We start from the raw sequence: 25259 nt of genomic DNA, 5'->3' as shown, positions 1-25259 counted from the left end.
GGCGCATTCATGACGCGAGGCTGGCGATTTTTTCATCGATGGACAGCGAGTGCGCTGATATCCGCCGCGCTGGGTTTGAGCGGTACGCACGCCGCTTTCGCCCAACCCAAAACCCATATCGCCGATGCGTGGTACGCGCATAACGCGGTGCTTCTGATGCTCGGCGCGAGCAGCAACGTGGTCGCGACTGTCGCGCGTCCGTCGGCGTTCCCGTGGATGTATCGCGTGGCGCCCGGTCTTTCGCATGCTGAAGCAGTGGACGGCGCGACGATGAACGGCGAGGAACTGCTGCGCCTCGATACCGATGTCGTCTTTACGACGACCGCCGATCCGTCGATCGATGCATTGCGGCGCACCGGTCTCGACGTCGTGCCGGTCAACTTCACCGACTTCGACTCGATGCTCGCGTGCATCGACCTGACGGCGCGCACGCTCGATACACCGCTCGCGATGCAACGGGCGGCGGGCTATCGGCGTTATTTGCAGCAGACGCTTGCCGACACCGCGAAATCGCTCGGCGATCTGCCTGCGCAAAACCGGCCGCGCGTGCTGCATGTCGCGTCGATCAACCCTTTGAAGGTGGACGGCGCGGATACGATCGTCGATCAGTGGATTCAGGCTGCCGGTGGCCGCAACGCCGCCGATGGCCTGCGCGGCAACCTGAAGCCGGTATCGATCGAACAGGTGCTGGCGTGGCACCCGGATATCGTGGTTCTGGCGGCGAATGCGGGCGCTATCGACGATTCGCCGCAACACGCTCTGTGGGACACGCTGGACGCAGTGCGCGACAAGCATGTTTATCGCAATCCAGCAGGCGTTTTTCCGTGGGACCGCTATGGTCCCGAAGTCGCTTTGCAGATTCGCTGGGCGACGCAGATGTTTCATCCTGAGCGTGCGCAACATGACGATCTGGTTGCGCTGACACGTCAGTTCTATGCGGCTTTTTTCAGCTACGCGTTATCGGAAAAAGACGCGCGGCGAATGCTCGCAGGCCTGCCGCCCGAAGCCGAACGCGGCGGTCACGCGCGATGACATGACGGCAGGGCGGCCGGCGTAGCGGCCTATTCGATCTCGACCGCGACTTTCGCACGCGCGCCGCCGCTCGTGACGAGTTCGTAGGTCGCTTCCGCCTTCTCGCTCCTGTATTCAACGTGCTTTATCGCGCAACAGCATCCACCAGCGCCGCGACACCGCTGACCGGTTTCATCAGATCGCCGGGGAGCGCGTGGCGCTCGCGGAGGTAGTCGGTCGAGTTGAACGACAGCCACGCGCGGCTGTCCGCGTCCTCCCAGACGAGCACCTTGAGCGGGAGATCCAGCGCGGCCGTTGGCGCGTATTGCATCAACGGCGTACCGGCTTTCGGGTTGCCGAAGATCACAAGCTGGCTGAACGGCAGCGCAAGCCCGGCTCGCCCGGCGTCGCCGCTGAAATCGATGCAGGCGAACAGCGTCAGCCCCCGCTCGCGGATCAATGCCTGAAAGCGCTCGACGGTAGTGGCGCCCGAATGCGCGCTTGCCACGGTGACGACGCCGTTATCGGCGCTTCCTGCATTTGGCGCGATGATCATCTTGATTCCCATGAGGGCAGGGTGCTGTTACAGCCTGGCGGAAAGAGCGCTGACAGGCAGCGAGTCCACCGTGGCGCGGCATCCTGATGAAATGGACGTCCGTCCAGTTTAGGCGTTCCCGCGCTGACAGGGGGCCGATTGTGCGGCCATTTCCGTGCCTGCCAACGGGCCGGCCTACGCCGGGCTTTCAACCCCTAAACCTTCAACTCCTTCCCCAACTCCAGCGCAATGAAGTCGACGAACGCGCGTATCCGGTTCGACATCTGATGCCGCTGCGAGTAGACCGCGAAGATGTCGGCGTTCGGCGTTTCGTGATCGGGCAACACCTGCACCAGTCGTCCATCGGCGAGATATTCGTTGATGTCCCACTCCGCGCGCAGCAGGATGCCGTGTCCTTCCAGCGCCCATTTGACGGCGATCTCGCCGTCGTTGGTCGTCAGCGTTCCGTTGATGCGCACGGCTTCCGTCTTGCGTGCCGCACCACGCCCGGAACTCAGACGCCACACGCCGTAGGCTTCATCCCCTTGCCGGATGCCGATGCAGTTATGCCGCGTCAGATCATGCGCGCTCAGCGGCACGCCGCGTGCGGCCAGGTAGGACGGCGCGGCGCACAGCAGCCTTCGATTCGGCGCCAAACGCCGTGCGACGACACGCGTATCGGGCGGCTCGCCGAAGCGGATGCAGACGTCGAACGTATCGTCGGTCAACGGCGGCGGGGTCACCGAGAGTTGGAGCTGAACGGAAACATCGGGAAAGCGCGCGACAAACCGTGAAACCGCGGGCGCGACGTGGCTGCGACCGAATCCGAGGGTCGAATTGACGCGCAGCAAACCCTTCGGGCTTTTCTTCGCGCTGCCGAGCAGCTCGGCCAGGCTGTCGATTTCATCGAGAATGCGCCGCGCGTGTTCGAGATACAACTCGCCCTCGGGCGTCAGCATCATCCGGCGCGTGGTGCGGTTGATCAGCGCCACGCCCGCGCGCGATTCCATCTGCGTCAGCCTTTTGCTGACCGCCGCCGCCGTCAGCCCCAGCTCGCGGGCGGCAGCGCTCAGGCTGCCGGACGATGCCAGCGTCGAAAAGAAGCTCAGGTCGGCCGCCTGGACAGTATCGCGCATCGGCTGATTGGTGAATAAAAGTTAAAGATGCTTTGAGTTTAGCACCGTTTTTTTCCTCCGAGCGTGGGTAGAGTTCATTCACACCGATTAAACGAGAAGGAACGGAGACATGAAAACCTATCGCATCGCAACCATCCCCGGCGACGGCATCGGCAAGGAAGTCGTCCCGGCCGGTCAGCAGGTGCTGGCGGCACTCGCCAGCACCTCCAACGCGTTCGCCTTCGAGTTCAAAAACTTCGACTGGGGCGGCGACTACTACCGCAAACACGGCGTGATGATGCCGGCCGATGGGCTGGACGCGATCCGCGACAAGGACGCGATCCTGTTCGGTTCGGCGGGCGACCCGGATATTCCCGATCACATCACGCTGTGGGGCCTGCGCCTGAAAATCTGCCAGGGGTTCGATCAGTACGCGAACGTGCGTCCGACGCGCATCCTGCCGGGCATCGACGCACCGTTGAAGCGTTGCGCGCCCGAAGACCTCAATTGGGTGATCGTCCGCGAAAACTCGGAAGGCGAGTATGCGGGGGTCGGCGGCCGTGTGCATCAGGGGCATCCTATTGAAGCGGCAACCGACGTGTCGATGATGACGCGCGCCGGGGTCGAACGGATCATGCGCTTCGCGTTCCGGCTCGCGCAGTCGCGCCCGCGCAAACTGCTGACCGTCATCACGAAGAGCAATGCGCAACGTCACGCCATGGTGATGTGGGACGAGATCGCCGTGCAGGTGTCGAAAGAGTTCCCGGACGTCAAATGGGACAAGGAACTGGTGGATGCATCGACGGCCCGCATGATCAATCGTCCCGCGAGCCTCGATACGATCGTCGCCACCAATCTTCACGCCGATATCCTGAGCGACCTCGCTGCCGCGCTCGCGGGCAGCCTCGGTATTGCGCCGACCGGCAACATCGACCCGGAACGCCGCTTTCCGTCGATGTTCGAGCCGATCCACGGCTCTGCTTTCGACATCATGGGGAAGGGGCTTGCCAATCCGGTCGGCACGTTCTGGTCGGTCGTCATGCTGCTCGAACATCTCGGTGAATTCGATGCGGCAAAGCGCGTGATGCAAGCCGTCGAAGCCGTGACGGCCGATACTTCGCTGCATACGCGGGATCTCGGCGGCAACGCCACTACGGCCGATGTGACCGCTGCTGTCTGCGCGCTTCTCGGCAAAGCGGTCGCGCAACCGGCGCGTGCTGCCTAGGCATGCGTGAAGCGGGCTCGCGTTTGAAAACACCCGAAAAAGCAGGGGTTTTCGGATAACGCCGGCGAATGATGAAAGACGAATCCGACAGGCGCCGCTCGCAATGCGCGGCCTGTCCCCACTCGTCCGCGCAATAACAACAAGGTGGGAGACACGACCTGGTCAATCAATGTAACGACGTATCGACAGAGCTGGATTGACCGGCCCAGATACGCGACGCGTTCTCGCTGTTTCAGGCAGGGCATGGCCCAACCTCCCAGGAGGAGACAATGATTTCAGAACTCGAAAACCGGGTGTCCCGCAAGCTCATGTTGCGGATCATCCCGTTTGTGATGCTGCTTTATTTCGTGAGTTTTCTGGACCGCGTGAATGTCGGTTTCGCGGCAATGACGATGAACAAGGCCATCGGCCTGTCACCGACAGCATTCGGTCTTGGCGGCGGATTGTTTTTTATCGGCTACTTCCTGTTCGAAGTGCCGTCGAACCTCATTCTTCACAAGGTGGGCGCTCGCAGGTGGATAGCGCGCGTGATGATTTCGTGGGGCATCGTGTCGGCAGCGTCTGCATTCGTCGTCGGGCCGACCAGCTTCTATACGCTACGGTTTATTCTGGGTGTCGCAGAGGCAGGCTTTTTCCCCGGCATCATCCTTTACCTGAACCTGTGGTTTCCGAGCCGGCAACGCGCTGTGGCAGCCGCATGGTTCATGGCGGCTGCACCGATCTCGACTGCGATCGGTTCGCCGCTTTCCGGCGCCATCATGAAATTGCCGCCTATCGCCGGACTCCACGACTGGCAGATGCTCTACATTCTCGAAGCGGTTCCCGCCATCATTCTTGGTTTTGTCGTGCTCAAGTACATGACGGACGCACCGGCGAAGGCGCATTGGCTCCAGCCGGACGAACGTGAATGGCTGATCGCCAGGCTGAAAGTCGAAGCCGACGAAAAGCACTCGCACGCCGGACATACCGCAGGCGCACTCAGCGCATTACGCGACCCGCGTGTTCTCGCGCTTGCGCTGATTTACTTCGGGACCTCGGCGGGTCTTTATACGTTGGGTCTCTGGGCGCCGCTGATCATTCGTCAGTACGGCTTCGGATCGTTCGAAACCGGTTTGCTTGCAGGTGTTCCCAGCGTTCTTGCCGTGGTGGCGATGATTGCATGGGCACGGCATTCGGACCGCTCGCAGGAACGGACGTGGCATGTGGTCATTCCCTGCGTGGTGGCGTTCGTCGGTTTCGCGCTGGCGGGCGGCGCGAGCAGCGCGCTGATGATCATCGTCGCGCTCGTGATCGTGAACATCGGGATCAGTTCTGCCAAAGCGCCGCTGTGGGCGATGCCGAGCATGTTTCTGTCGGGTGCCGGCGCGGCGGCGGGCATTGCGATGATCAACTCCGTCGGGAATCTCGGCGGGTTCGTCGGGCCATTCGTGATCGGCTGGCTCAAGAACGTCACCGGCGGCTATTCAGCGGGACTGTATGTGGTGGGCGCGACACTCGGCGTATCCGCAATCGTCACGTTGATGTTGAGCCGCCAGGCCAGGCAAACACCGATTGCAGTAGAAGAACGGCACGGGCATTAGAAACTACCGCGTATTCCTGCATGCAAGTGGAAAGAAATGCCTGCATGCAGGGGGCGCGTTTTATTGTTATCGAGTCACTACCGCCGGCGACCGTGCGACGCCCGCGCGTCTCTTCCAGAGTTCTCAGGTTATCAAAGCCATTGCGCGCATAGAGCCAACGCCTCTATTTCGCGCGACAGAATCAGCTTCCTTTCACGCATGAAGGCTTACGTTTCGTAATGCTTTATCGCCTTGCTTAGTGAGCCTTACCGTACAGAGCGCACGATTTCTCACTGTAATAGTGACGGGCCGCACGACGAACCGGGCAACCCGTTACAGGGTGCCCGACGCCACACGCCACACGCCGAGACGTGAACTCGAATGGAAGCGAGGTGATAATGGGATCTGCAAGTGCTCGTCGAATGCTCACGCAGTCCGGGGAAATTCGTCCAATGACGGGAGTGCGCGGTATTGCGGCTTTGTCGGTCGTATTTCGACACTTCTATGTGCAGCCGGATACAGTTGGAAATCCATTGCAGCATGCTTATCTTGCTGTCGATATGTTCTTCATGCTGAGCGGCCTGGTGCTGGCGCTCAACTATGCATCGACGGTGACGCTCGGTGCAGGACGTCAGCCGTATTTCGTTTTTATCCAGAAGCGCATTGCGCGCGTGTTTCCGCTCTATCTTTTCGTGACGGTCGTGAAGACGGCCTACGATCTGAGCAAGCACGTCGGTCTCGGACTCGCGATGCCCGACACGTGGACACTGAAAGCGATGATCGCCAATGTGTTCCTCGTTCAGGCGTGGGGATTCTCGGAGAGTGCCGTTGGCCCTGCGTGGTCGCTGAGTACCGAATTGGGCGCCTACGTCCTGTTCCCGGTTCTGGTCGCACTGACGATACAAAGCCGGACAGCGCTGGCCTGGGTCGTCGCTATGCTGAGCGGCGCGCTTCTTCTGGCCGCCGCAATCGGCAACAGCGATTGCACCGTGTGCACAGGCTATCTCGACATTTTCCATGGATACACGCCTTATCCGCTGATGCGATGTGTGGCGGGCTTCACGTTCGGCCTGATCGGCTACCGGCTCATGCACACGCCGCTATTGCGCGCGATTGCGTCGGCCAATCTGTTCGCTGTCTTGTCCGTATTGGGCACGCTGGCCGCCTATTTAGCGGGCCTTCCCGACCTGATTATCTACGCGTTATTGTTTGCGACGATGATGGCGTGTTTCGGCAATTCAAAGGCTGCAAATGCGATGTTCGGCAATCGCGCAGTATTTTTCCTCGGCCAGATTTCCTTTTCCATCTATCTGGTTCACATCCTTCTTGCACCAGTGATGAAACGGGCCATGGTACTTTCCGATGCGCATCTGGGCGGCCTCTCCGTCGTCGTGTCCGCATCGTTCGCGTTTGCACTGGTGATTGCGTGTTCGGCTGCGTCCTACTATCTGGTGGAAATGCCGGGGAGACGGCTCGCATTGAGATTGATGTCGGGCAGAAAGAACGACAACCCTGTGACCATAATCACCTCCATCAAAGAGACCGATGCCGCCTGATAACCGATGCCGCCGCTCCGCGCAATCCGCTCCATGTCACATTCCCCATTCCGCACCGGATCCCGGGTCCTATACCGGGTCATATCCATTGGGCATTGAATTTTGGAATCCATCTCAGGTGACCCGGCGGCAGCTTTTTTTGCGGTTTTTTGCGCACCATCATGCAAATCCATCCGCAACGCCTGTAACGTCTGCTTCGAGCAAGTCTTCGAAAAAATTGTTTACCAGAAAATCAATTTTTACCGCATGTTAATGTTGCGCAAGGGGAGTTGGCGTACATGGTTCATTCCGAATTTGGCATAGTTCAAGATTGAACTTGTTGGTGTTACACTGCCATTCGCCAAAGCCTCTCTGGCATAGGGTTTGGATGTTTTCAAGTGCAATCCGATCTGAATCGCATCAACGGCCCTACACAATGCCGTGTGCGCGGCGGCCATTCACGGGACCTCATCCGAACACCCAACTGCGTTTTTCCAGATTCCTCAGGTTCTTATACCGTGTACTCTCAAACGCAAATCGACCCGGTAGTCAGTTTTCGCAATTCGCAGCGCGAACAGGTTCGTGGCACGATCATTAACCTCCAGAGAAAATCTTTGGTAATGGAGGTCTATAACCCCTATTCCATTGTCCAGGTCAGTGAGGTACTCAGCGACCTGAGCGTGCGGATGGGTGCCAGGAATGCCTACCTCGGCAAGGCCGTCGTGGTCAGTCTGGTGAATACCGGTCTCACCGCGGTCGTTTCACTGGCGCTGATCGACGAATGGCGCGAGCTGAGCGTTCTTTCCAACGAATCCAGATCGGTCGGCCGGGAAGCGGAACTCTTTGTCACCGACTGGGACGCGCGCTTCAACATCCGCCGCGACTACCAGATCGTGGTCAACGAGATGCGCGCGTTCCTGTCGGAAGTGTCGCGCTGGGTCGAGCAGGTCGATCTGACCGAAAGCCTGCCGAAGACCGATGGCAAGCTGCGCGAAGATCTGTTCTACGAACTCGCCACGCCAATCATGCACAAGGTCAAGTCATACCTTGTGCGTCTGGAAGAAGAGGCCGAGCGCGTCGATGTCGAGATCGCACCCGTGCATCGGACCTATGCGCAAGCGGCGCTTCATCCGTTGCTGCTTCGTGCGCCGTTTGTCTACCGGACCTTTACGAAGCCGCTCGGCTACGCCGGCGACTACGAGATGGTCAATCAGATCCTGAACGACCCGCAGCAAGGACCGACCACCTACTTCCAGATCGTCAATACGGCGTTTCTCAAAGCCGCCGTGGCGACCGCGCACCGTAACCGGATCACGCTGCTGATCGACTTCCTGACGCGCCAGGCCGAAGCCGCTCGCGTTGCCGGCAGACCGTTCCGCATTCTCAACGTCGGCTGCGGGCCGGCTTTCGAGATTCAGCGCTTCGTGCGCGAATACGCGCGGCCCGATCTGCTGTCGTTCCAGTTGGTCGACTTCAGCGAAGAAACGCTGGCTTTTACGAAAGACGCCATCGAGCGCTCGGCGGCTGAAGCCGGGCACAAGGTCGTGGTGGAAACCGTGCACCAGTCGGTACACGACCTGCTCAAACGCAAGATCACGCCCGACGCATCGTTGCGGGAATTCGACGCGGTGTACTGCGCGGGTCTGTTCGACTATCTGTCGGACAAGGTCTGCGCGCGCCTGCTCAGCTATTTCGCTTCGCGCACGCGGCCCGGCGGCAAGTTGCTCGTCACCAACGTGCACTCGGCGAATCCCGAGAAGTTCGGCATGGAGCATCTGCTCGAGTGGTACCTGATCTACCGGAACGAGAGCGGTATGGAATCGCTGTTGCCTGAACAGTCCGACGGACACAAGCTCTACGTCGACGAGACTGGGGTGAATGTGTTCGCAGAAGCCACGATCCTCTGAACGTCAGCAGACACGTCATCCATGAGCACTGCCCAACTGCACACAGGCTATCAAACCGAGCTGGCGGATTTTCGCGTGACGTTCAGCCGCGGTGGAGCCTATACGGCCATCGTGCTCGTCCTGCTCGGCGTGGGGCTGGATTACGCGCAGTATCCACAACTGCTGGCACCGTTCGCGGCGGCGCGCGTGCTCGTCTCGCTGATGATCGGCGGCATTGTGGTGCTGCTGAGCAATTCGACGGGACGGAATCTGAGTTCATGGTTGACGCTGTCGTGGCTGCTGCTGCCGCAGATCATGATTTCGTGGATGATCTGGCAGACCGACGGCGTGCTGTCGCCGTATTACATGGGCTTGAATCTCGCCATCTTCGCGTCCGGCATCGCACTGCCGTTCGGCTTGTGGCAGAACCTGGTCTTCGGCGTGCTGTCGTGCGTTCTGTACCTGTTCGCATGCCTTCTGCACTCGCGTGGCGCCGCGCCGGCGGGCACGCTCACCGTCAACGTCCTGTTGCTTCTGTTTGCTGCAGCCGCCAGTGCCGTCTATACCTTCTTTAACGAGCGGGTGCGCTTCATGCTGTTTCGCCTGAAGTCCGAGGTCACCGCGAAAAATGCCGAACTTGAAGTGATCAACCGTCAGTTGGTCGACATCAAAGGGCAGTTGCTACAGCAGGAAAAAATGGCGGCGATCGGTACGCTGGCCGCGGGCTTGCTGCATGAAGTTAACAATCCGGTGAATTTCTGTCTGATGGCGATCGAAGTCGGGTTGGAAGAACCCGTGACCAAGACCGAGCCGACGCTGCAGGAATGTCTTGTCGACGCGAAGCAGGGTATGCAGCGCATCCAGCACATCGTGTCGGACCTGAAGACTTTCGCGTACCGCAAGCCCGGCGCCGAGGCTGAAGTGGGAACGCCGTTCCTGTTCGAGAAGGCGCTCGATTCGTCGATCCGTCTCGTCGCGCATGAATTGCGCGGCGTAGCGGTCACGCGCGACCTTCCGATGGATACGCTCGTGCAAGGCGACGAGGCCGCGATTATCGGCGTGCTGATCAACCTGCTTTCCAACGCAGTGCTGGCCATGCGCAAAGCAGGCACGGTCAAACCGGCCATTCACATCGCGGTCAGGTGGGAAGAGGAACGTCTGCACATCACCGTGAAGGACAACGGACCCGGTATCCCCGGCGAAAATCTCGCGCGCGTGTTCGAGCCGTTCTTTACCACGCGCGACATCGGGCAGGGTCTGGGTCTGGGGCTGTCCATTAGCTATGCGGTCATCGAGCGCCACGGCGGTCTGCTGTTCGCCGAGAGCGAGCTGGGAAGCTGGGCGTCGTTCAGCTTCGATCTGTCGCGCGCGCCGTGAGGACACGATGAATGACATCAGACAGACACGGCCCACGCTTCTCTACGTCGACGACGAAGAGCTGGCGTGCAAGTATTTCGCCCGCACGTTAGGCGCGGATTACGAGGTGCTGCTCGCCAGAAGCAGTGACGAGGCGAGCGCCATCCTGCTTCAGGACAGTGCCCGCATTGCCGTGCTGGTCACTGATTTCCGCATGCCTGGGCGCGACGGCGGCGATCTGCTGCGACAGGTGGCGCAGGAGTATCCGCATATCATCCGCATCCTGGTCACGGCTTATGCCGACAAGGATGTGCTGCTGCAAACGGTCAACGCCGGCGAAGTGTTCCGCATCCTCGAAAAGCCGCTTACGCCGACGATGGTGCGTGAGACGCTGCACGTGGCGTTCGAGCGCTTCCACGAACGCGCATTGCAGAATCAGCGCTTGATGGCGATGGGCGAGACCCTCGCTTTCCTCGCACATGAATTGAACACGCCGCTCGCGGCTATCGCGCTGAACGCGCGCAGCATCGAAAATCGCGCCGACGGTGAGCACGATTCCGACGGTGAGATCGCCGGCGCGGCGAAATCGATGCGTGAGAGCGCGCAATACTGTATATCCGTGGTCTCGTCTTTCTGGCGCTCGGTCCACAACGGGCACCGGCGGCTCGCGGGCAGCGATCCGCGCAGCGAGGTCACGGCGCATGGGCTGATTTCCGCTCTGCTCGACACCTACCCGTTTGCGACGACGCAGCGGACGTGGGTGGAGGTCGAGGTCGTCGGCGACTTCCCGGTGGTGACGCAACCGAATTGCGTGGCGCTGGTGCTTTCTTCGCTGTTGTCCAATGCGCTGCGCGCGCTCGCGGATGTATCCGCGCCGTCGGTGCATTTCACCGTGATAGCGGAACCCGAGCCCAGCATCCGCATCTGCGACAACGGCCCTGGCATTCCGCCTGAGGTGAAAGCCAGCCTGTTGACAGACCCGATCACCACCCACGCGAAATCCGGTGGGAACGGCCTCGGCCTGATTCTATGCAACCGCGTCATGCAGTCCTGCGGCGGCGGCATCCGGATCGAGTCGACGCCGGGGGGCGGCACCACCGTCATGCTGGATTTCCCCCATATCAAAGATAAAACGCACAGGAGTTATTGATGAACGAAACGAAAGCCACACAGGAGTCGGCGCCGGCGATCATCTTCGTCGATGACGAGGCCACGGCCGTGAAGTACTTCCAGCGTGCTATCGGAAGCCTGGCGCCGGTCCTGACTGGCGGCTCGGTGGAAGAGGGCAAGGCGCTGCTGGACGAGCACGGTGACAGGGTGGGGGTCCTTGTCTCCGACCAGCGCATGCCGGGCGAATTCGGCAACGAACTGCTCCGTTACGCGAGCGAGCGCTATCCGCATGTCGTGCGGATCCTGACCACCGCATATTCGGAGATCGATCAGACCGTCGCGGCCGTCAACCTGGGGCATATCCACCGCTATATCAAGAAGCCGTGGGATATCACCGCGTTGCGCATGGAACTGAAGCAGGCGCTCGAACTGGCCGAGTTGCGCAAGGAGCGCGATCATCTGGTGCGCGAGAAGTTGGGCGTGCTGCAGAAGCAGACTATCGCCACGCGCATCGGCGTGGTCCGCTCGATTTCGGCCACGCTGATCGGGCCGGAGCGTTTCCAGCCGGTCGAGACCTACCTGGCCGCAGCGGTACTCGCCAATGTGCAGATTTCCGAGCCGGACTGGCTGCTGCTCGACTACTCCGATCTGGTCGCGGCGGAAAGCGACCGGAGCGGGATTTTCGGGCACAAAGTGGCGGAGAATCTCGCGGCGCTGCGCAACCGGCATGCCGGCTCGGGCGTGAGCGGCGCGGTGTCGGCGGTGGCCGGCACGCTGGAGGAGGCGGGCGTCAAGGTTCGTCGCGAAGGCGATGCGCTGGTGTGGAACGAGCTTCCCGCGCTGGCCGAATTCCTGAGTGAACCGGTTAGCAAGGCGGTGTCGGATCAGCACGCTGTCTGGTTGGCGAGCCTTCTCTGGCTCGACGGCAACGACTTCGCGCTCGAGTCCGCTCGTGAGGGCGACGCTATCGCATTCCGCCCGGCGCAACGCAAAACGGAGTTTGGCACCGATCGCCTGGCGACGTGGATCGAGCAGTTCTGAGTTTTTTGCCGGGTTGGGGCGTTCCCGACCTTGGTATTCGTTTTAAAAAAACAGGCGACCTGGTCGCCTGTTTTTCTTTGTGTCTTCGCCAAAGCGCGACTTGCGCGGCTCGCGAGTTCGCCGCGTCTGCCGACGGAAAATTCCCTTTGCGCCTTCCGGCATTGCTGCGCGATGGACGGAAGCGCGTCGAAGTACTCCCTTGTTCAAGTCCCTCAGTCTCCGCTGAAACATTTCCCATCGATCGGCGCGTCTCACGACAGAAAAGCAAGCTTCAGATTTTGATAAATCTACTTGCTAAGTATGACTAATTTCTGGAGTTAAAAGTCTGTCGAAAACGTCATCGGTGTAGGCGCTGATGTATCGCGCGTAACTAATGCGTCACGAGGAAATCGAGTCAATGCCATCAGATTTGTCCTGTTTTCCCGACGTGTGGTGCATTTGCCTCGAATCTGACAATTGTTGACCAATGGTCCGGTGCGATTGGGTTAGTTTTCGCACCGACCAAATTAGTTATGCATTGCAAAACAAATGAACAGGAACATTTTCAGGCTGGTGTTCAGCCGGCCCAGGGGGATGCTGGTTGCCGTTGCGGAAACTGCCACCGGTACGGGCAAATCAGATTCGGGCGAGACCAGCAGTCAGCATCCAGCGCGACGCATCTCATTATTCTCAATGCGCCATACGGCGTTCGCCGCGTTGATGCTCTTCGGTGCGGCTCCCTCTCTGGTTGACGCGCAGGTCACAGCAGCGGGCGCGCATGCGCCGACCGTGATCCAGACCGCAAACGGTGTTACCCAGGTCGACATTAACCGACCGAGCGGGGCTGGCGTATCCCGGAACACGTACTCGCAGTTCGATGTGCCGAAGGCTGGCGTCATCCTGAATAACTCGCCAACTATCGTGCAGACGCAGCAGGCCGGCCAGATCAACGGCAATGCGAATCTGCTGCCGGGGCAGTCGGCGCGGATCATTCTTAATCAGGTCAACAGCAATTCGCCGAGCCAGTTACGCGGGTTTCTTGAGGTGGCAGGGAGCAAAGCGGAAGTGGTCGTGGCGAACAGCTCAGGCATCGTGGTCGATGGTGGTGGCTTTATCAACACGACGAGAGGAATTCTGACCACGGGCTCGCCGATCCTTGATGCAAGCGGCAACCTGAGCGGCTTCAACGTTACCAGTGGCAATATTGCCGTGCAGGGTGCAGGCCTGAACGCGACGAACGTCGATCAGGTCGATCTGATTGCACGCGCGGTGCAGGCCAATGCGGCGATCTATGCGAACAACCTGAATGTCGTCACGGGCGCGAATCAGGTCTCGCATGACACGCTGGCGGCGACACCCATCGCAGGCACTGGCGCAGCGCCCGGTGTGTCCATCGACGTTAGCCAGCTTGGCGGCATGTACGCGAACAGGATCGTTCTGGTCGGCACCGAAAACGGTGTCGGCGTGTCCAATGCAGGCGTGATTGCAGCACAGGCTGGTGATCTGACGCTCACGACGCAGGGCAAGCTGGTACTCACCGGCAAGACGAACGCGAGCGGCATCCTCGTCGTATCCGCGCACGACGGCGTCGATAACAGCGGGACGACCTACGGTCAGCAAGGTTTATCGGTCAGCACGGCCGGCGATCTGGAGAACAGCGGCACACTGGCCGCGCAGCAGGATTTGACCATCACGGCTGGCAGTGTCGGTTCGAGTGGCACGCTGGGTGCGGGCATCAACAGCGACGGCTCGATTGCACAAGCGGGCGATCTGGGCGTGAGCGCAACCGGCGCGCTTTCCGCGACAGGCCGCAACGCAGCCGGTGGCAATGCGACGCTTCAGGGCGGGTCGGTCAACCTGTCCGGCAGCACGACCTCGGCGAACGGCCACCTCGCGCTGAACGCGCGCGGTGGAGACCTGAATCTGTCCGGCGCTACGACCACCGCAGGCGGCACGGTGAACGCCACCGCCAGCGGCGCGTTGACGAACGATAACGGCGCGCTCTCTTCGGGCATCGCGCTAACGATCACCGCAGGTGCGCTATCAAATCGTAGTGGCCAGATCGTCTCGGGCGACACGCTGACGGCGAACGTCGCGGGCGCTGTCTCGAATCAGGGCGGCACGATGCAGGCCGCGGGCGCGCTGACCGCGCACGCAGGGAGCCTCGACAACACGGCGGGACATATTGCGTCACTGAACGCTGCCGGCCTCGCCTTCTCGACGGCTGGCCTGCTGAACAATGGTGCAGCCGGTACGATCGGGAGCAACGGGAGCGTGACCGTCCAGGCGGGACAGATCGCGAACTCAGGTTCGATAACGGCCGTGCAGAACCTGATTGCGACCGCCGTGCAGACGCTGGTCAATGGCGGCACGCTGGCGGCGAATGGGAACGTCAATGCATCGACTGGCATGACGTTGAGCAACAGTGGCACGATCTCAGCCGGACAGAACGCCACCTTGAGCGCCGCGACGCTCGATAACAGCGCGGGTTCGCTCCGCGCGGACCAGCTTGCGCTGAGCGCGGCGAATCTCGTCAACCACGGCGGCACGATCACGCAGACCGGCAAGGGCGCGACGACGATTGCCGTCTCCGGCACGCTCGACAACACAAACGGCTCGTTGCAGACCAATGCCGCGAACCTGACGCTCAGTCCCGCGACGCTCGTCAACGATCACGGCGCCATTGCGAACTCGGGTAACGGAACACTGTCGGTGAACACCGGCTCGCTGTCGAACAATGGCGGTACGATCGCCACGAATGGCGCGCTTGCCATCGACGGCGGCGCAGTGTCGAACCGTGGCGGCACGCTCGCGGGCCAGTCGTCGGCGGTGCTGAAACTAGCCTCGCTCGACAACAGCGCGGGCGGTTATATCGGCGCGCAGAACGTCACCGTGACCGATGCGGGTGCGCTCGACAACACTGGTGGCACGATTCAGGCCAATGACGCGCTCACCGCGGCAGCGCAGAGCGTCGCCAATGATGGCGGCACGATTGCGAACGGCGGCAAATCGTCGATGACCGTGAACGCCAGCGGCGCACTCACCAACACCGGCAACGGCCTGATCGGCGGCAATGGCGACGTGTCCGTGACTGGCGGCAGCATCGATAATTCGGGCGGTACATTGATTGCGGGTGGCGCGGCGTCGGTGCTATCCGGCAGCACGCTCGGCAATCGCGCCGGGATGATCGAGGGCAACGGCACGGTCACGGCCTCCGGACAGCGCGCAATCGACAACACCGGCGGCCAGATCGGCGCCAATGGCGCGGCGTCGACACTCGCTGTCGCGGGCGCATCGCTCGACAATACGGATGGCCGCATCGCCAACATCGGCAACGGCGCGACGACAGTCGATGCCGCCACCGTGACGAACGCGAACGCGGGCGGCGTAAGCGGCGCGGGCACCATCGGCGGCAACGGCGACGTGACCGTGAACGCGCACGTGCTGTCGAACACGGATGGCGCGCAAATCGTGTCAGGCCACGACCTGGCGCTGAACATCGCGCAGTCGGTCGACAACACGGGCGGCTCGCTCTCGGGGACCAACAATCTCACGCTCGACCAGGCGGGCGCGTCGGTCGTGAACCAGAACGGTTCGATCCACGCCAATGGCGCGCTCGGTCTGAACACCGCGACGCTCGATAACACATCGGGCCGGATCGGTAACGATGCCGGCAGTGGTGGCAGCGTAGCCATCACTGCCGGCACGCTGGCAAACCAGGGCGGCGCGATCGGCAGCGACCAGAACCTGATCGTGGCGACGAACCAGCTCACCGGCGACGGCAGAATCGTGGCAGGCAACGATGCCGCAGTCACGCTCAACAGCGACTACACGCTCGGTGCAGCCAATCTGATCCAGGCGAATCACGACCTGACCTTCACCACTGCGGGCAGCTTCACGAATCAGGGCACGCTGGGCGCGGTCAATGCGCTCACGGTCAACGCCGCGAACTTGGACAACCAGACGGGTGCCGATCTCAATTCGGCCACCACGACCGTCAACGCCGCGAATGCGATTACCAATGAAGGCCGCATCGAGGGCGACAACGTGACGACGAACAGCGCCACGCTGACCAATACGGCCACCATCATCGGTAACACGGTCACGCTCAATGGCAGCCAGTCCATCGTCAACACCGGGACCGCCGCCATCATGGCCGCTGCGTCGCAACTGCACCTCTATTCGCCCGGCGATATTTCGAACACGGGCAGTGCGAACCTGTTCAGCCTCGGCGATATCAACATCGCCGCCGATGCGACACGCGACGCTGGCGGCCTGCTCGCGAATCGCAGCAATTCGGTCACCAACGACCAGTCCACCATCGAGGCGCAAGGCAATATCGAAATCGCCACGCAGACGCTGACGAACTCGCGCCCCGCGCCGACCATCGATACCGTGACGACCGACATTTCGTCGCTGCATCAGACCAAGCGCAGCAAGTACATCGCCTGTACGCCGGGCAACGGCGACGGGAATGCTGGCTGTGGCGATTCAGTCTGGTCAGGTCCCTACAAAACGCCGCTCACGACGACCTACGCCGCCCCGGATGTGGTGTCGGAAACCTCGGGCGCAAACGCCACCGACCGCGCCCTTGTCGTGAGCGTGAACGGTGTCCAGCAGACGATCTGGTACAACACGGCCACGACGAATCCCGATGGCTCGGTCACGGTCACCTACTGGGACGGCTACGATCCGCATATCAACTACGACCCGGCCACCGAATATCCGACCCGCAGTGATGGACACAAGGGATACCAGCGTGTAGAGACTGCGCGCGACACCACGACGACCACGCAGCAGGATCAGGTGACGGACCAGGCGCAGCAGGGGCAGTTTCTTGCCGGCGGCAACCTGACGCTCGCCAATGTCGGCGCGCTGAACAACAACTACAGTGCGATTGCGGCAGGCGGCTCGATCCGGATCGGCAGCACCACGCAGGACAGCACGCTCGATACATCGGCCAGCGGCAGCTATGGCGGCACGCAGGTGAACAACCTGGGCCAGACGCTGTACCAGTACCAGCGGCAGGACATCGTGTCGACCTACGCATGGAACGAAGATCCTACGCAGGACGTCGGTCAGGTGGCCGAACCGTCGATTGTGCTATCGCCGGTCGCCATCGGCGGCACGGGCGGGACGATCATCGCGGACAACACGGTGCAGATCAGCGCAACCGACATCAACAATACGAATGTGGCGGCGGCGAACTCAGCCACCGGCGCGACGGGCGGCACACTCGGCGCGAATGGTGCCGTGGGCGGCATTTCGGGTGGCAGCGCGCAGACCGTCAATCTGGCCACCGGCCAGACGCAGACGATCGATGCGCCGCAATCGGTCGCGGGCGCGACTGGCGCGCTGAAGATCACGCTGCCTACAAGCGGTCTTTACACGTACCAGGCTGCGCCCGGCGCGTCATACCTGATCGTCACCGATCCGCGCCTGACCAGCTATACGAGCTTCATCTCCAGCGACTACATGCTCAGGCAACTGGGGCTGAACCCGCAGAGCGTCGAGAAGCGCCTCGGCGACGGCATGTATGAAGAGCAGCTGGTACGCGACCAGATCACGCAGCTCACCGGCCGCGTGTACCTCCAGGGTTACACGAACAACCTGGACGAGTATCAGGCGCTGATGACGAACGGCGTGAACGTCGCGCAGCAGTTCGGGCTCGAGCCCGGCATTGCGCTGACGGCCGCGCAGATGGATGCACTGACCAGCGACATCGTGTGGCTCGTCAGCCAGACTGTCATGCTGCCGGACGGCACCACGCAGCAGGTGCTCGCACCAGTCGTCTATCTCGCGCAGACCCATGCGAATGACCTGCAACCGACCGGCGCGCTGATTTCAGCGGATGACGTGGAGATTCACGCGACAGGTAGTGCGGTCAATTCCGGCGTCATCAAGGGCGGCACGCAGACGGTGGTCAGCGCGACCGATATCCTGAACCGGGGCGGCACGATCGGCAGCAGCAGCGCGAACGGCACGACGGTGGTATCGGCGACCAACGACGTCGTGAACGCGTCGGGCACGATTAGCGGCAACCGGGTGGCGGTGCTGGCGGGCAACAACATCGTCAATACGACGCTGGTTGATATCGTTGGTGTCAGCGGCGCTGCGGGCGACAGCAAGGTCAGCCAGACCCTGCTCGGCGCGCACGGCACGATCGCATCGACCGGCGACATGGTGATCGCAGCCGGCAATGACCTGATGGTGCATGGCGCGAACATCAGCGCGGGTGGTAGTGCGCAGATCACGGCGGGCCACGACATCACGGTGGATGCGGTGCAGTCCACCACGTCCCAGTCTGTCACGCTGAACGACCAGCATCACTGGGAAGCGAGTGGCACGACGAACCAGACCAGCGCGATTTCGATGGGCGGCGACCTGGCCATACAGAGCGGCAACGACATGACGCTCAGGGGCGCGGCGGTCAGTGCTGGCGGCGACCTTGCTGCTGTGGCGGGCGGCAACCTGACGGCAACCACCGTCACGGATACCGCGAAATATGACAACGTCGCCACCGACGACAAGACGCGCAAGGAAGTCGACCATACGTACGATGAGCAGGCGGTTGGCACAACCTTCACGGCAGGCGGCAATGCGACGCTGGGGGCGACCAGCACCGACGCCAGCAAGGGTAACGTGACGCTGACCGGCTCAAGCCTCACGGCGGGCGTGACGAACGGTGTAGATAACGGCATGGGGACGGCAACCATCGCTGCCACCGGCAACGTGATCATCAGCGAGGCGCGTGAAGAGCACGATAACTATCAGGCGGTCCAGTCGAAGCGAGGCAGTCTCGTCAGCGGGTCGGTCACTGACACGAAGCAGAACTCGAATGCCAACATCGGCGTCGCGAGCACGGTGTCGGGCGATACCGTGATCGTGCAGGCGGGCCGCGACCTGACGATTCAGGGCAGCAACGTGGTCGGCACGAACGACGTGAAAATCGCCGCAGCAGGCAACGTCACCATCACGACTTCGCAGGACACCCAGCAGTCACAGAGCGACTACAGCAAACGGGAATACGGCTTCCTCGGCGGCCTGAATCCGCTGAACCAGTTCGACGGCGGGCTGCAAGGTTACACCATCGGCATGCGCACCACGACCGACGCGCAGCAAGCCACGCAGATCACGAACAATGGGAGCATGGTCGGCTCGCTGAACGGCAACGTCACCATCACGGCCGGCAACGACCTGCACGTGACGGGCAGCACGCTGCATGCGGCCAGCGATCTGGATCTGACCGGCAAAACCGTCACCGTCGATGCGGCGCAAAACACCACGACGCAGAACGAGCAGCAGTCGTTCAAACAGACCGCGATTTCTGCGGGCATCAGCAATGCGGTCCTGGCCGTGGTGGAGACCGCGAACCAGATGCGCAAGGACGCGAAGCAGACGAAAGGCGACGCGCGGCTCGACGCGCTCGCTGCTGCGACGACCGGACTCGCTGGCAAGAACGCCTATGACGCGGTCATGAGCAACCCGACGGCGGTGGGCGGCGTGGGCATCAACGTGTCGCTTGGGACGAGCCACAGCAACAGCAATTCGGTCGCGTCGTCGAGTACGGCGGTGGGCAGCACGGTATCCGCAGGCAATAACCTGACGATCAAGGCGGCTGGTGCGGGAGCCGCCAGCAACATCGATGTGACCGGCAGCAACCTCACCGCAGGCAATAACGCGATGCTCAACGCCGAAGGCAACATCAACCTTCAGGCCGCGCAGAATACCGACAGCCAGCAGAGCACGAACAGCGGATCAAGTGCGAGTATCGGTGTGACGTTTGGCATTGGCTCGCAGAACGGGATTTCATTCCAGGCGGGTGTTTCGGGCACGAAGGGTGATGGCAACGGTAGCGATACGACGTGGACGAACACTCAGGTTAATGCGGGCAATACCCTGACGCTGCAATCGGGCGGCGATACGAACCTGAAGGGAGCGGTGGCGAATGGGGAGCAGGTGGTCGCCAACGTCGGCGGCAATCTGAATATCGAAAGTCTCCAGGACACCAGTACCTACGGTTCGAAGCAGCAGAGCGGGGGCGTGTCGGTGAGCGTGTGCGTACCGCCGATCTGCTATGGCGGCTCCAGCGTGTCGGGCAACTACAGTCAGCAGAAACTGAACAGCAATTACGCGAGTGTCACCGAACAGTCGGGTATCAGCGCGGGCGACGGCGGTTTCCAGATCGATGTGAAGGGCAACACCGACCTCAAAGGCGCGGTGATCAGCAGCAGCGACACGGCGGTGCAGAACGGCGTCAACAGCCTGGCGACCGCGACGCTCACGCATAGCGATATCGAGAATCGAGCCGAATACAGCGGGCAGTCGGTGGGTATCAGCGGTGGTTACGGCGGCGACATCGGCAAGAGCCCGTCTGGGGCAGCGACCAACGTCAACCCCATCCCTGGCACGACCCTGCCCACTAGTGGCGGACTTTCGATGGCACCGCCCATCGTCATGAGTGCATCGGGCGACGCGAGCGGGACGACGAAGAGCGCGATCAGTGGTGGAACCATCACGATTACCGATGGCGCGAAGCAGCAACAACTGACCGGACAGACGGCGGATGAGGCAGTCGCTGGTGTCAGCCGCGACACGTCGGATACGCCGGGCACGATTGCACCGATCTTCGATAAGGAGAAGATTGAAGCGGGCTTCGATATCACGAGCCAGTTCGTCAATCAGGTGGGCACGTTCGTGAACAACCGCGCGAAGGAAGCGGAGGCGGCGAAAGCGGCGGCCAATGATCCAACGCTGACGCCGGAACAGCGGGCGGCGGCGCAGGTACAGGCGGACCAGCTGACGGCGGAATGGGGGCCGGGCGGGAGCTATCGACAGATGCTGACCGCGCTGACGGTGGCGGCTGGCGGAAACGTGACGGGAAGCGTGGGCCAGTTCGCGCAGAGCGCGACGGTGGCGTATATCCAGCAACTCGGCGCGGCTGAAGTCAAACAGATCGCGGATAGTCTGGATCAGGACAGTACTGCTGCTGGCGAAACGGCACGTGCGGCGCTGCATGCGATTGTCGGCTGTTCTGGAGCGGCGGGGAGCCGCCAGAGTTGTGGCGCGGGTGCGTTGGGGGCGTCGGCGAGTTCGGTGCTTGGTTCGCTGCTGGCGCCGACCACCGACATGTCAGCGGAAGACCGTCAGGCTCGGGAGAATCTGGTGACGAGCCTGGTGGCTGGGATCGCGACGGCCTCGGGAACGAATGCGGCGACGGCAACTGGTGCTGGACAGATCGAAGGGGAAAACAATCAGTTTTCCGTGGTAGCTCCATCGACTGCACTATTGCCTGGGTGGCTGGAGGCACTTGGCAAGCTGCCCGGCTTCAAGGGTGAAACGGCCAGCAAAGGTGATGGCGTCATCGCTGATCCTGCCACCGAGCTTGATCCGACGATCAAGGCGGGGATGCCGATGACGACGCCGTCGGGATCGGGCGTGATCGATGACATCTTCAAGATGCCGCCTGTTGTGGGTGTGGCGAAGGGGCTGGTTGACTATGTCACTACTTCGACGGGAGGAAATAGCAATGATGTCAGGCTGACGAATCCCGGCAAGGCAGACAGTCCGGTCTGGCAGGATTTACGAAATGCGGGCAACGGAGTTAAGACGGATGGCAAACTTCTCTATGAATGGGACTATACGCACAACGACATTGAGGTCTATGACAAACGAGGACGTCATCTAGGCTCCGCAGACCCTATTACCGGCGAACTGTATAAACCTGCTGTCCCCGGCAGAACATTGAATCGGTGAAAAATTGGAAAAACGCAACCTACTTGATGATCTGATCGCTAATCGGCTAACGCTTGATGAAGCAGAGCAGGTCTATGACTGGTATATGGACAACCTAACTGCATCCGATCCTCCCGTCGTTGAGATGTTGGGATTTTCTAGGAAGGAATGGACAGCGCACGCACACGGAGCACCCTTTGACGTGATAGCTGCGTGGCGTGCAAAGGGCTGGCCGGACCGATGCTTTCTTTGTGGTGGAGAAATTGTGTCCGACAACTATGGATGGCTTCCCCGCGAATATGAAGGTGTTTATGGACTGAAACACATCGTTTGTCCGACTAAGACGAGCCACCAGTCCCCGAGCAAAAACTGAACGATCGAAGCGGAAAACAATCAGTTTTCTGTGGTCGCCTCATCGACTTCACTGTTGCCGGGCTGGCTGGTGGCACTCGGCAAGCTGCCCGGCTTCAAGGGTGAAACGGCCAGCAAAGGTGATGGCGTCATCGCTGATCCTGCCACCGAGCTTGATCCGACGATCAAGGCGGGGATGCCGATGACGACGCCGTCGGGATCGGACGTGATCGACGGCATCTTCAAGACGCCGCCGGTTGTGGGTGTGGCGAAGGGGTTGGTGGACTATGTCATTACGGCAGTGAGCGGTGGGGATTCCAGCGCGTCAGGAAGTCCTAGAGTGTCACCCAACCTTCAGCCATTGTCGAACCCGCCCCAAGGGCAAGTCATTCCAACTGGTTGGGTTAGTCAGCCTGGTCGCACGCCCGGCAGTACTATTTACTTTCCGCCCGGAACGGACCCGAATGCACCAGGAAGTACATATATCCGAGTAATGCCGCCCGAGTCGACGACAGTGCCGGGTCTTCAGAATGGCTATTGGATTTCAGTAAAAAATGGGCAACCCACAAATCCCGCGACTGGTGGAACGGGCACGCGAGGCCCGACTCATGTGCCGTTGCCGCCCACACGATAAGAGGCCAACGATGATTGAAGAAAAAGATTTGACAGAGATTCGTACAAGTATCCTGATAGGAGTGACTGTCAGCGTTGGTTCACTAACCTTGCTCTTTTCGAGCGGAGCACATCTCCTGATTCAATGCCCTTTTGAATGTGATTATCTGGGACATATTTCCGTTGGACATGGTGAAAAATTAGCAACCGGGCCACTTTTGTTCGAGTGTCTGAATCACGTTGTAGAGAACACGGAATTCGACGCTAACTTGATGTTGACTGTAAGTTTTGACGGCGGAAGGCGCGTAAAGATTGAGCCAGAAGCAAGTGGTCTCGAATCCTACGTTCTCACGACACGCTTCGGAATTTGCCCGGTTATAGCGTCGCCTTAAGCAATTTCGACATGTTTTACTAACCAGTTGTTGGGGAAAACAATCAGTTTTCTGTGGTGGCTTCGTCATGGTTGCCGCCTCTCATCAGCCTGCCGGGCCTGAAGGGAGAAACAGCGGCCAAGGGTGACGGGGTGATTGCGGACCCTGCCACGGAACTTGATCCGTCGATCAAGGCGGGACCGCTTGTGACGCCACTGCCGGGGCCGGAGATCGTCAGTCAGTTGATTACGGACAAGGCACCGGACTGGCTTAGAGATTTGGTCACTGACGCGGTTACCGTGGCTGGATACACGCCGAATCAGGGCGCCGTTGGTAACATGAAGCAATACTTCGACAGCACCGGTTTTGGCTCGGACTTAGGAGCCGCGACGCAAAAGACAAATTACCGAGTTGACGGGCAGAGCGTTTTCAAGGTCACCACGAATGTTAGCGACGCTATCAAGAAGAGAGATTACGTTTATCTTGATGGCCAGCATATGGACCATCTCGAAGTGTTCGAAAGCAGAGGCAACTTCAATGCTGTCGTGAACCTTGATGGAACGCGTAACCAAGCCAAGACCGATGCTGGGTCCGGTCGCACAATCAATGTCAAGTGAGAGTCATGGAACTGAACAGAATCAAGCTGTTGCTGCGCGAGTTGGCCCTCTCGCATGGATTGACGGACGGTGATTTGCGCAAATACGATCAGAAAAATGATGATTTCGAGTGGCATATTGACTGGAAGCTTAACCTATCCGATGAACTTGAATCCAATATGCGGCTTCTTGAGGCAGCGATCGATCTGTACGATTCGGCAATTGGCAAAGAGGACCGGCTCACTGCAAAAGCAGCTCTAGTAGATGCTGGCATAACTCTGCAGGGGATGGCCGCTTTCTTCGATGGGTTGACACACGATATAAAAAAGGCGTACCGCGATCCGCGTTTCGGCTGGCCGGATTTTCCCGACGAGAACTGGACAATTCCCTCGGAATATGGATTCAGGGAAAAGTGATCGACAAGTGCGTTTCTGTCCATCGGTCAAGGGCAGTACCGATTCCTGTGGAACAGTGCGCTCAGCGAGTTCGGTGCTTGGTTCGCTGCTGGCGCCGACCACCGACATGTCAGCGGAAGACCGTCAGGCGCGGGAAAATCTGGTGACGAGCCTGGTCGCCGGGATCGCGATGGCCTCGGGAACGAATGCGGCGACTGCAACTGGTGCTGGACTGATCGAAGTAGAGAACAATCAGGCGTCGATACCTGAGTGGCTGAAGCAGACGTATGGAAGTCCGGTTGAGGACATTACGCGGTGGGTCAAAGAGTTTGCGGGCAAGGTGGTGGGCAATAATGGACAAACGCCGCCTGCAGATCCGAATCCGCTCGTTGACGCTGACAACGGCGGGCATCCGCCCGCCGCTGGCGGCTCGGCGATAATGGTTCCTGTGTGCGAAGGTCCGGCGTGCATGGTCATGCCGGTTGCGACGCCGGGGTATGCGCCGGGTACGGCAACGCTGAATAGCGGGAACGACGCAAACTCCGAAAGCGTGGGTGATAGTTCTGGGTCAAGCGGCAAGTCAAGAAACAAGCCGCCCGCTCCGTTGCCGGAAGCCGATGGTTTGCCGCATACAATCATAGAGCGCCCCGGACCTGACGGGCAGTACACCACGTACAACAGCGACGGGACTTCGCTCCAATATCGCGGATCTGGACAAGATCATGGGGGAATCCCACGTCCCAACGTTAAGGAAACAAGTACAAATGTAGCGCCGGATGGAACAGTATTTGTGGGAAAAGGCGTGGTTCGACCTGCTACACCGAATGAAATCCCAAGGGGTAAGTGA

17 protein-coding genes are annotated in these 25259 nt (G+C 60.6%); 14 read left to right on the top strand and 3 right to left on the bottom strand.

Going from position 1 to position 25259, the window contains the following annotated elements; genetic code table 11:
- Window positions 1–9 precede the first annotated feature (9 nt).
- Complete coding sequence (locus ABH945_RS29450; RefSeq protein ID WP_429252955.1) at window positions 10–1032, top strand: ABC transporter substrate-binding protein; 1023 nt, start codon at window positions 10–12, stop codon at window positions 1030–1032.
- A gap of 124 nt (window positions 1033–1156) precedes the next feature.
- On the opposite strand, the gene ABH945_RS29445 is transcribed toward ABH945_RS29450, so the two are convergent.
- Both ABH945_RS29445 and ABH945_RS29440 read right to left on the bottom strand, forming a co-directional pair.
- Window positions 1157–1579: a DUF302 domain-containing protein gene (locus ABH945_RS29445; RefSeq protein ID WP_429252954.1), complete on the bottom strand. Its 423-nt coding sequence runs from the start codon at window positions 1577–1579 to the stop codon at window positions 1157–1159.
- A gap of 182 nt (window positions 1580–1761) precedes the next feature.
- On the bottom strand, window positions 1762–2682 hold the full coding sequence (locus ABH945_RS29440) for a LysR substrate-binding domain-containing protein (protein WP_429252953.1): 921 nt from the start codon (window positions 2680–2682) through the stop codon (window positions 1762–1764).
- A 109-nt stretch (window positions 2683–2791) separates the two neighbouring features.
- On the opposite strand from ABH945_RS29440, the gene ABH945_RS29435 reads away from it, so the two are divergent.
- The 9 genes from ABH945_RS29435 to ABH945_RS29395 all read left to right on the top strand — a co-directional run bounded on the left by ABH945_RS29435 (window position 2792) and on the right by ABH945_RS29395 (window position 22460).
- Window positions 2792–3886: a tartrate dehydrogenase gene (locus tag ABH945_RS29435; RefSeq protein WP_429252952.1), complete on the top strand. Its 1095-nt coding sequence runs from the start codon at window positions 2792–2794 to the stop codon at window positions 3884–3886.
- Window positions 3887–4155: 269 nt separating this feature from the next.
- Complete coding sequence (locus tag ABH945_RS29430) at window positions 4156–5466, top strand: MFS transporter (RefSeq protein ID WP_429252951.1); 1311 nt, start codon at window positions 4156–4158, stop codon at window positions 5464–5466.
- Between the two features lie 431 nt (window positions 5467–5897).
- Complete coding sequence (locus ABH945_RS29425; protein WP_429252950.1) at window positions 5898–7001, top strand: acyltransferase family protein; 1104 nt, start codon at window positions 5898–5900, stop codon at window positions 6999–7001.
- Window positions 7002–7498: 497 nt separating this feature from the next.
- Window positions 7499–8887 carry a class I SAM-dependent methyltransferase gene (locus ABH945_RS29420; protein ID WP_074771579.1) on the top strand — a complete coding sequence of 463 codons (1389 nt, stop codon included), beginning with the start codon at window positions 7499–7501 and terminating at the stop codon, window positions 8885–8887.
- A gap of 21 nt (window positions 8888–8908) precedes the next feature.
- The gene (locus ABH945_RS29415) at window positions 8909–10243 is read left to right on the top strand and encodes a sensor histidine kinase (protein ID WP_074771578.1); all 1335 of its coding nucleotides are present in this window, start codon (window positions 8909–8911) and stop codon (window positions 10241–10243) included.
- Window positions 10244–10250: 7 nt separating this feature from the next.
- Complete coding sequence (locus tag ABH945_RS29410) at window positions 10251–11372, top strand: hybrid sensor histidine kinase/response regulator (RefSeq protein WP_074771577.1); 1122 nt, start codon at window positions 10251–10253, stop codon at window positions 11370–11372.
- Window positions 11372–12373 carry a response regulator gene (locus ABH945_RS29405; protein WP_429252949.1) on the top strand — a complete coding sequence of 334 codons (1002 nt, stop codon included), beginning with the start codon at window positions 11372–11374 and terminating at the stop codon, window positions 12371–12373. The genes ABH945_RS29410 and ABH945_RS29405 overlap by 1 nt, the downstream gene beginning before the upstream one ends.
- A 528-nt stretch (window positions 12374–12901) precedes the next feature.
- Entirely contained in the window at window positions 12902–22108 is a 9207-nt protein-coding gene (locus ABH945_RS29400; protein WP_429252948.1) for a hemagglutinin repeat-containing protein, read from the top strand.
- Between the two features lie 4 nt (window positions 22109–22112).
- The gene (locus tag ABH945_RS29395; protein WP_429252947.1) at window positions 22113–22460 is read left to right on the top strand and encodes a hypothetical protein; all 348 of its coding nucleotides are present in this window, start codon (window positions 22113–22115) and stop codon (window positions 22458–22460) included.
- 20 nt (window positions 22461–22480) lie between these two features.
- On the opposite strand, the gene ABH945_RS29390 is transcribed toward ABH945_RS29395, so the two are convergent.
- Window positions 22481–22678, bottom strand: a complete 198-nt coding sequence (locus ABH945_RS29390; RefSeq protein WP_429252946.1) for a hypothetical protein — start codon at window positions 22676–22678, stop codon at window positions 22481–22483.
- A gap of 404 nt (window positions 22679–23082) precedes the next feature.
- Here ABH945_RS29390 and ABH945_RS29385 point away from each other — a divergent pair, with 404 nt between their 5' ends.
- The 4 genes from ABH945_RS29385 to ABH945_RS29370 are packed head-to-tail and all read left to right on the top strand — an operon-like array spanning window position 23083 to window position 25259.
- Complete coding sequence (locus ABH945_RS29385) at window positions 23083–23442, top strand: hypothetical protein (RefSeq protein WP_429252945.1); 360 nt, start codon at window positions 23083–23085, stop codon at window positions 23440–23442.
- A gap of 56 nt (window positions 23443–23498) precedes the next feature.
- Complete coding sequence (locus tag ABH945_RS29380) at window positions 23499–24038, top strand: hypothetical protein (RefSeq protein WP_429252944.1); 540 nt, start codon at window positions 23499–23501, stop codon at window positions 24036–24038.
- A gap of 5 nt (window positions 24039–24043) precedes the next feature.
- Entirely contained in the window at window positions 24044–24433 is a 390-nt protein-coding gene (locus ABH945_RS29375; protein ID WP_429252943.1) for a hypothetical protein, read from the top strand.
- The gene (locus tag ABH945_RS29370; protein WP_429252942.1) at window positions 24414–25259 is read left to right on the top strand and encodes a hypothetical protein; all 846 of its coding nucleotides are present in this window, start codon (window positions 24414–24416) and stop codon (window positions 25257–25259) included. The genes ABH945_RS29375 and ABH945_RS29370 overlap by 20 nt, the downstream gene beginning before the upstream one ends.

The organism is Paraburkholderia sp. GAS333 (genome assembly GCF_050435665.1).
Classification (GTDB): Bacteria; Pseudomonadota; Gammaproteobacteria; order Burkholderiales; family Burkholderiaceae; genus Paraburkholderia; species Paraburkholderia fungorum_A.
Note: the sequence above shows the minus strand (reverse complement) of the source record. Positions and strands in the feature narration are given on the sequence as shown.

What these genes read in the sequence shown, in the direction of transcription:
- ABH945_RS29415 (WP_074771578.1), top strand. Translation starts at nt 8,909, where the DNA reads ATGAGCACTGCCCAACTGCACACAGGCTATCAAACCGAGCTGGCGGAT.
- ABH945_RS29385 (WP_429252945.1), top strand. Translation starts at nt 23,083, where the DNA reads ATGATTGAAGAAAAAGATTTGACAGAGATTCGTACAAGTATCCTGATA.
- ABH945_RS29400 (WP_429252948.1), top strand. Translation starts at nt 12,902, where the DNA reads ATGAACAGGAACATTTTCAGGCTGGTGTTCAGCCGGCCCAGGGGGATG.
- ABH945_RS29440 (WP_429252953.1), bottom strand. Translation starts at nt 2,682, where the DNA reads ATGCGCGATACTGTCCAGGCGGCCGACCTGAGCTTCTTTTCGACGCTG.
- ABH945_RS29375 (WP_429252943.1), top strand. Translation starts at nt 24,044, where the DNA reads ATGGAACTGAACAGAATCAAGCTGTTGCTGCGCGAGTTGGCCCTCTCG.
- ABH945_RS29410 (WP_074771577.1), top strand. Translation starts at nt 10,251, where the DNA reads ATGAATGACATCAGACAGACACGGCCCACGCTTCTCTACGTCGACGAC.
- ABH945_RS29370 (WP_429252942.1), top strand. Translation starts at nt 24,414, where the DNA reads ATGGATTCAGGGAAAAGTGATCGACAAGTGCGTTTCTGTCCATCGGTC.
- ABH945_RS29450 (WP_429252955.1), top strand. Translation starts at nt 10, where the DNA reads ATGACGCGAGGCTGGCGATTTTTTCATCGATGGACAGCGAGTGCGCTG.
- ABH945_RS29445 (WP_429252954.1), bottom strand. Translation starts at nt 1,579, where the DNA reads ATGGGAATCAAGATGATCATCGCGCCAAATGCAGGAAGCGCCGATAAC.
- ABH945_RS29435 (WP_429252952.1), top strand. Translation starts at nt 2,792, where the DNA reads ATGAAAACCTATCGCATCGCAACCATCCCCGGCGACGGCATCGGCAAG.
- ABH945_RS29390 (WP_429252946.1), bottom strand. Translation starts at nt 22,678, where the DNA reads ATGCCGTCGATCACGTCCGATCCCGACGGCGTCGTCATCGGCATCCCC.
- ABH945_RS29425 (WP_429252950.1), top strand. Translation starts at nt 5,898, where the DNA reads ATGACGGGAGTGCGCGGTATTGCGGCTTTGTCGGTCGTATTTCGACAC.
- ABH945_RS29405 (WP_429252949.1), top strand. Translation starts at nt 11,372, where the DNA reads ATGAACGAAACGAAAGCCACACAGGAGTCGGCGCCGGCGATCATCTTC.
- ABH945_RS29430 (WP_429252951.1), top strand. Translation starts at nt 4,156, where the DNA reads ATGATTTCAGAACTCGAAAACCGGGTGTCCCGCAAGCTCATGTTGCGG.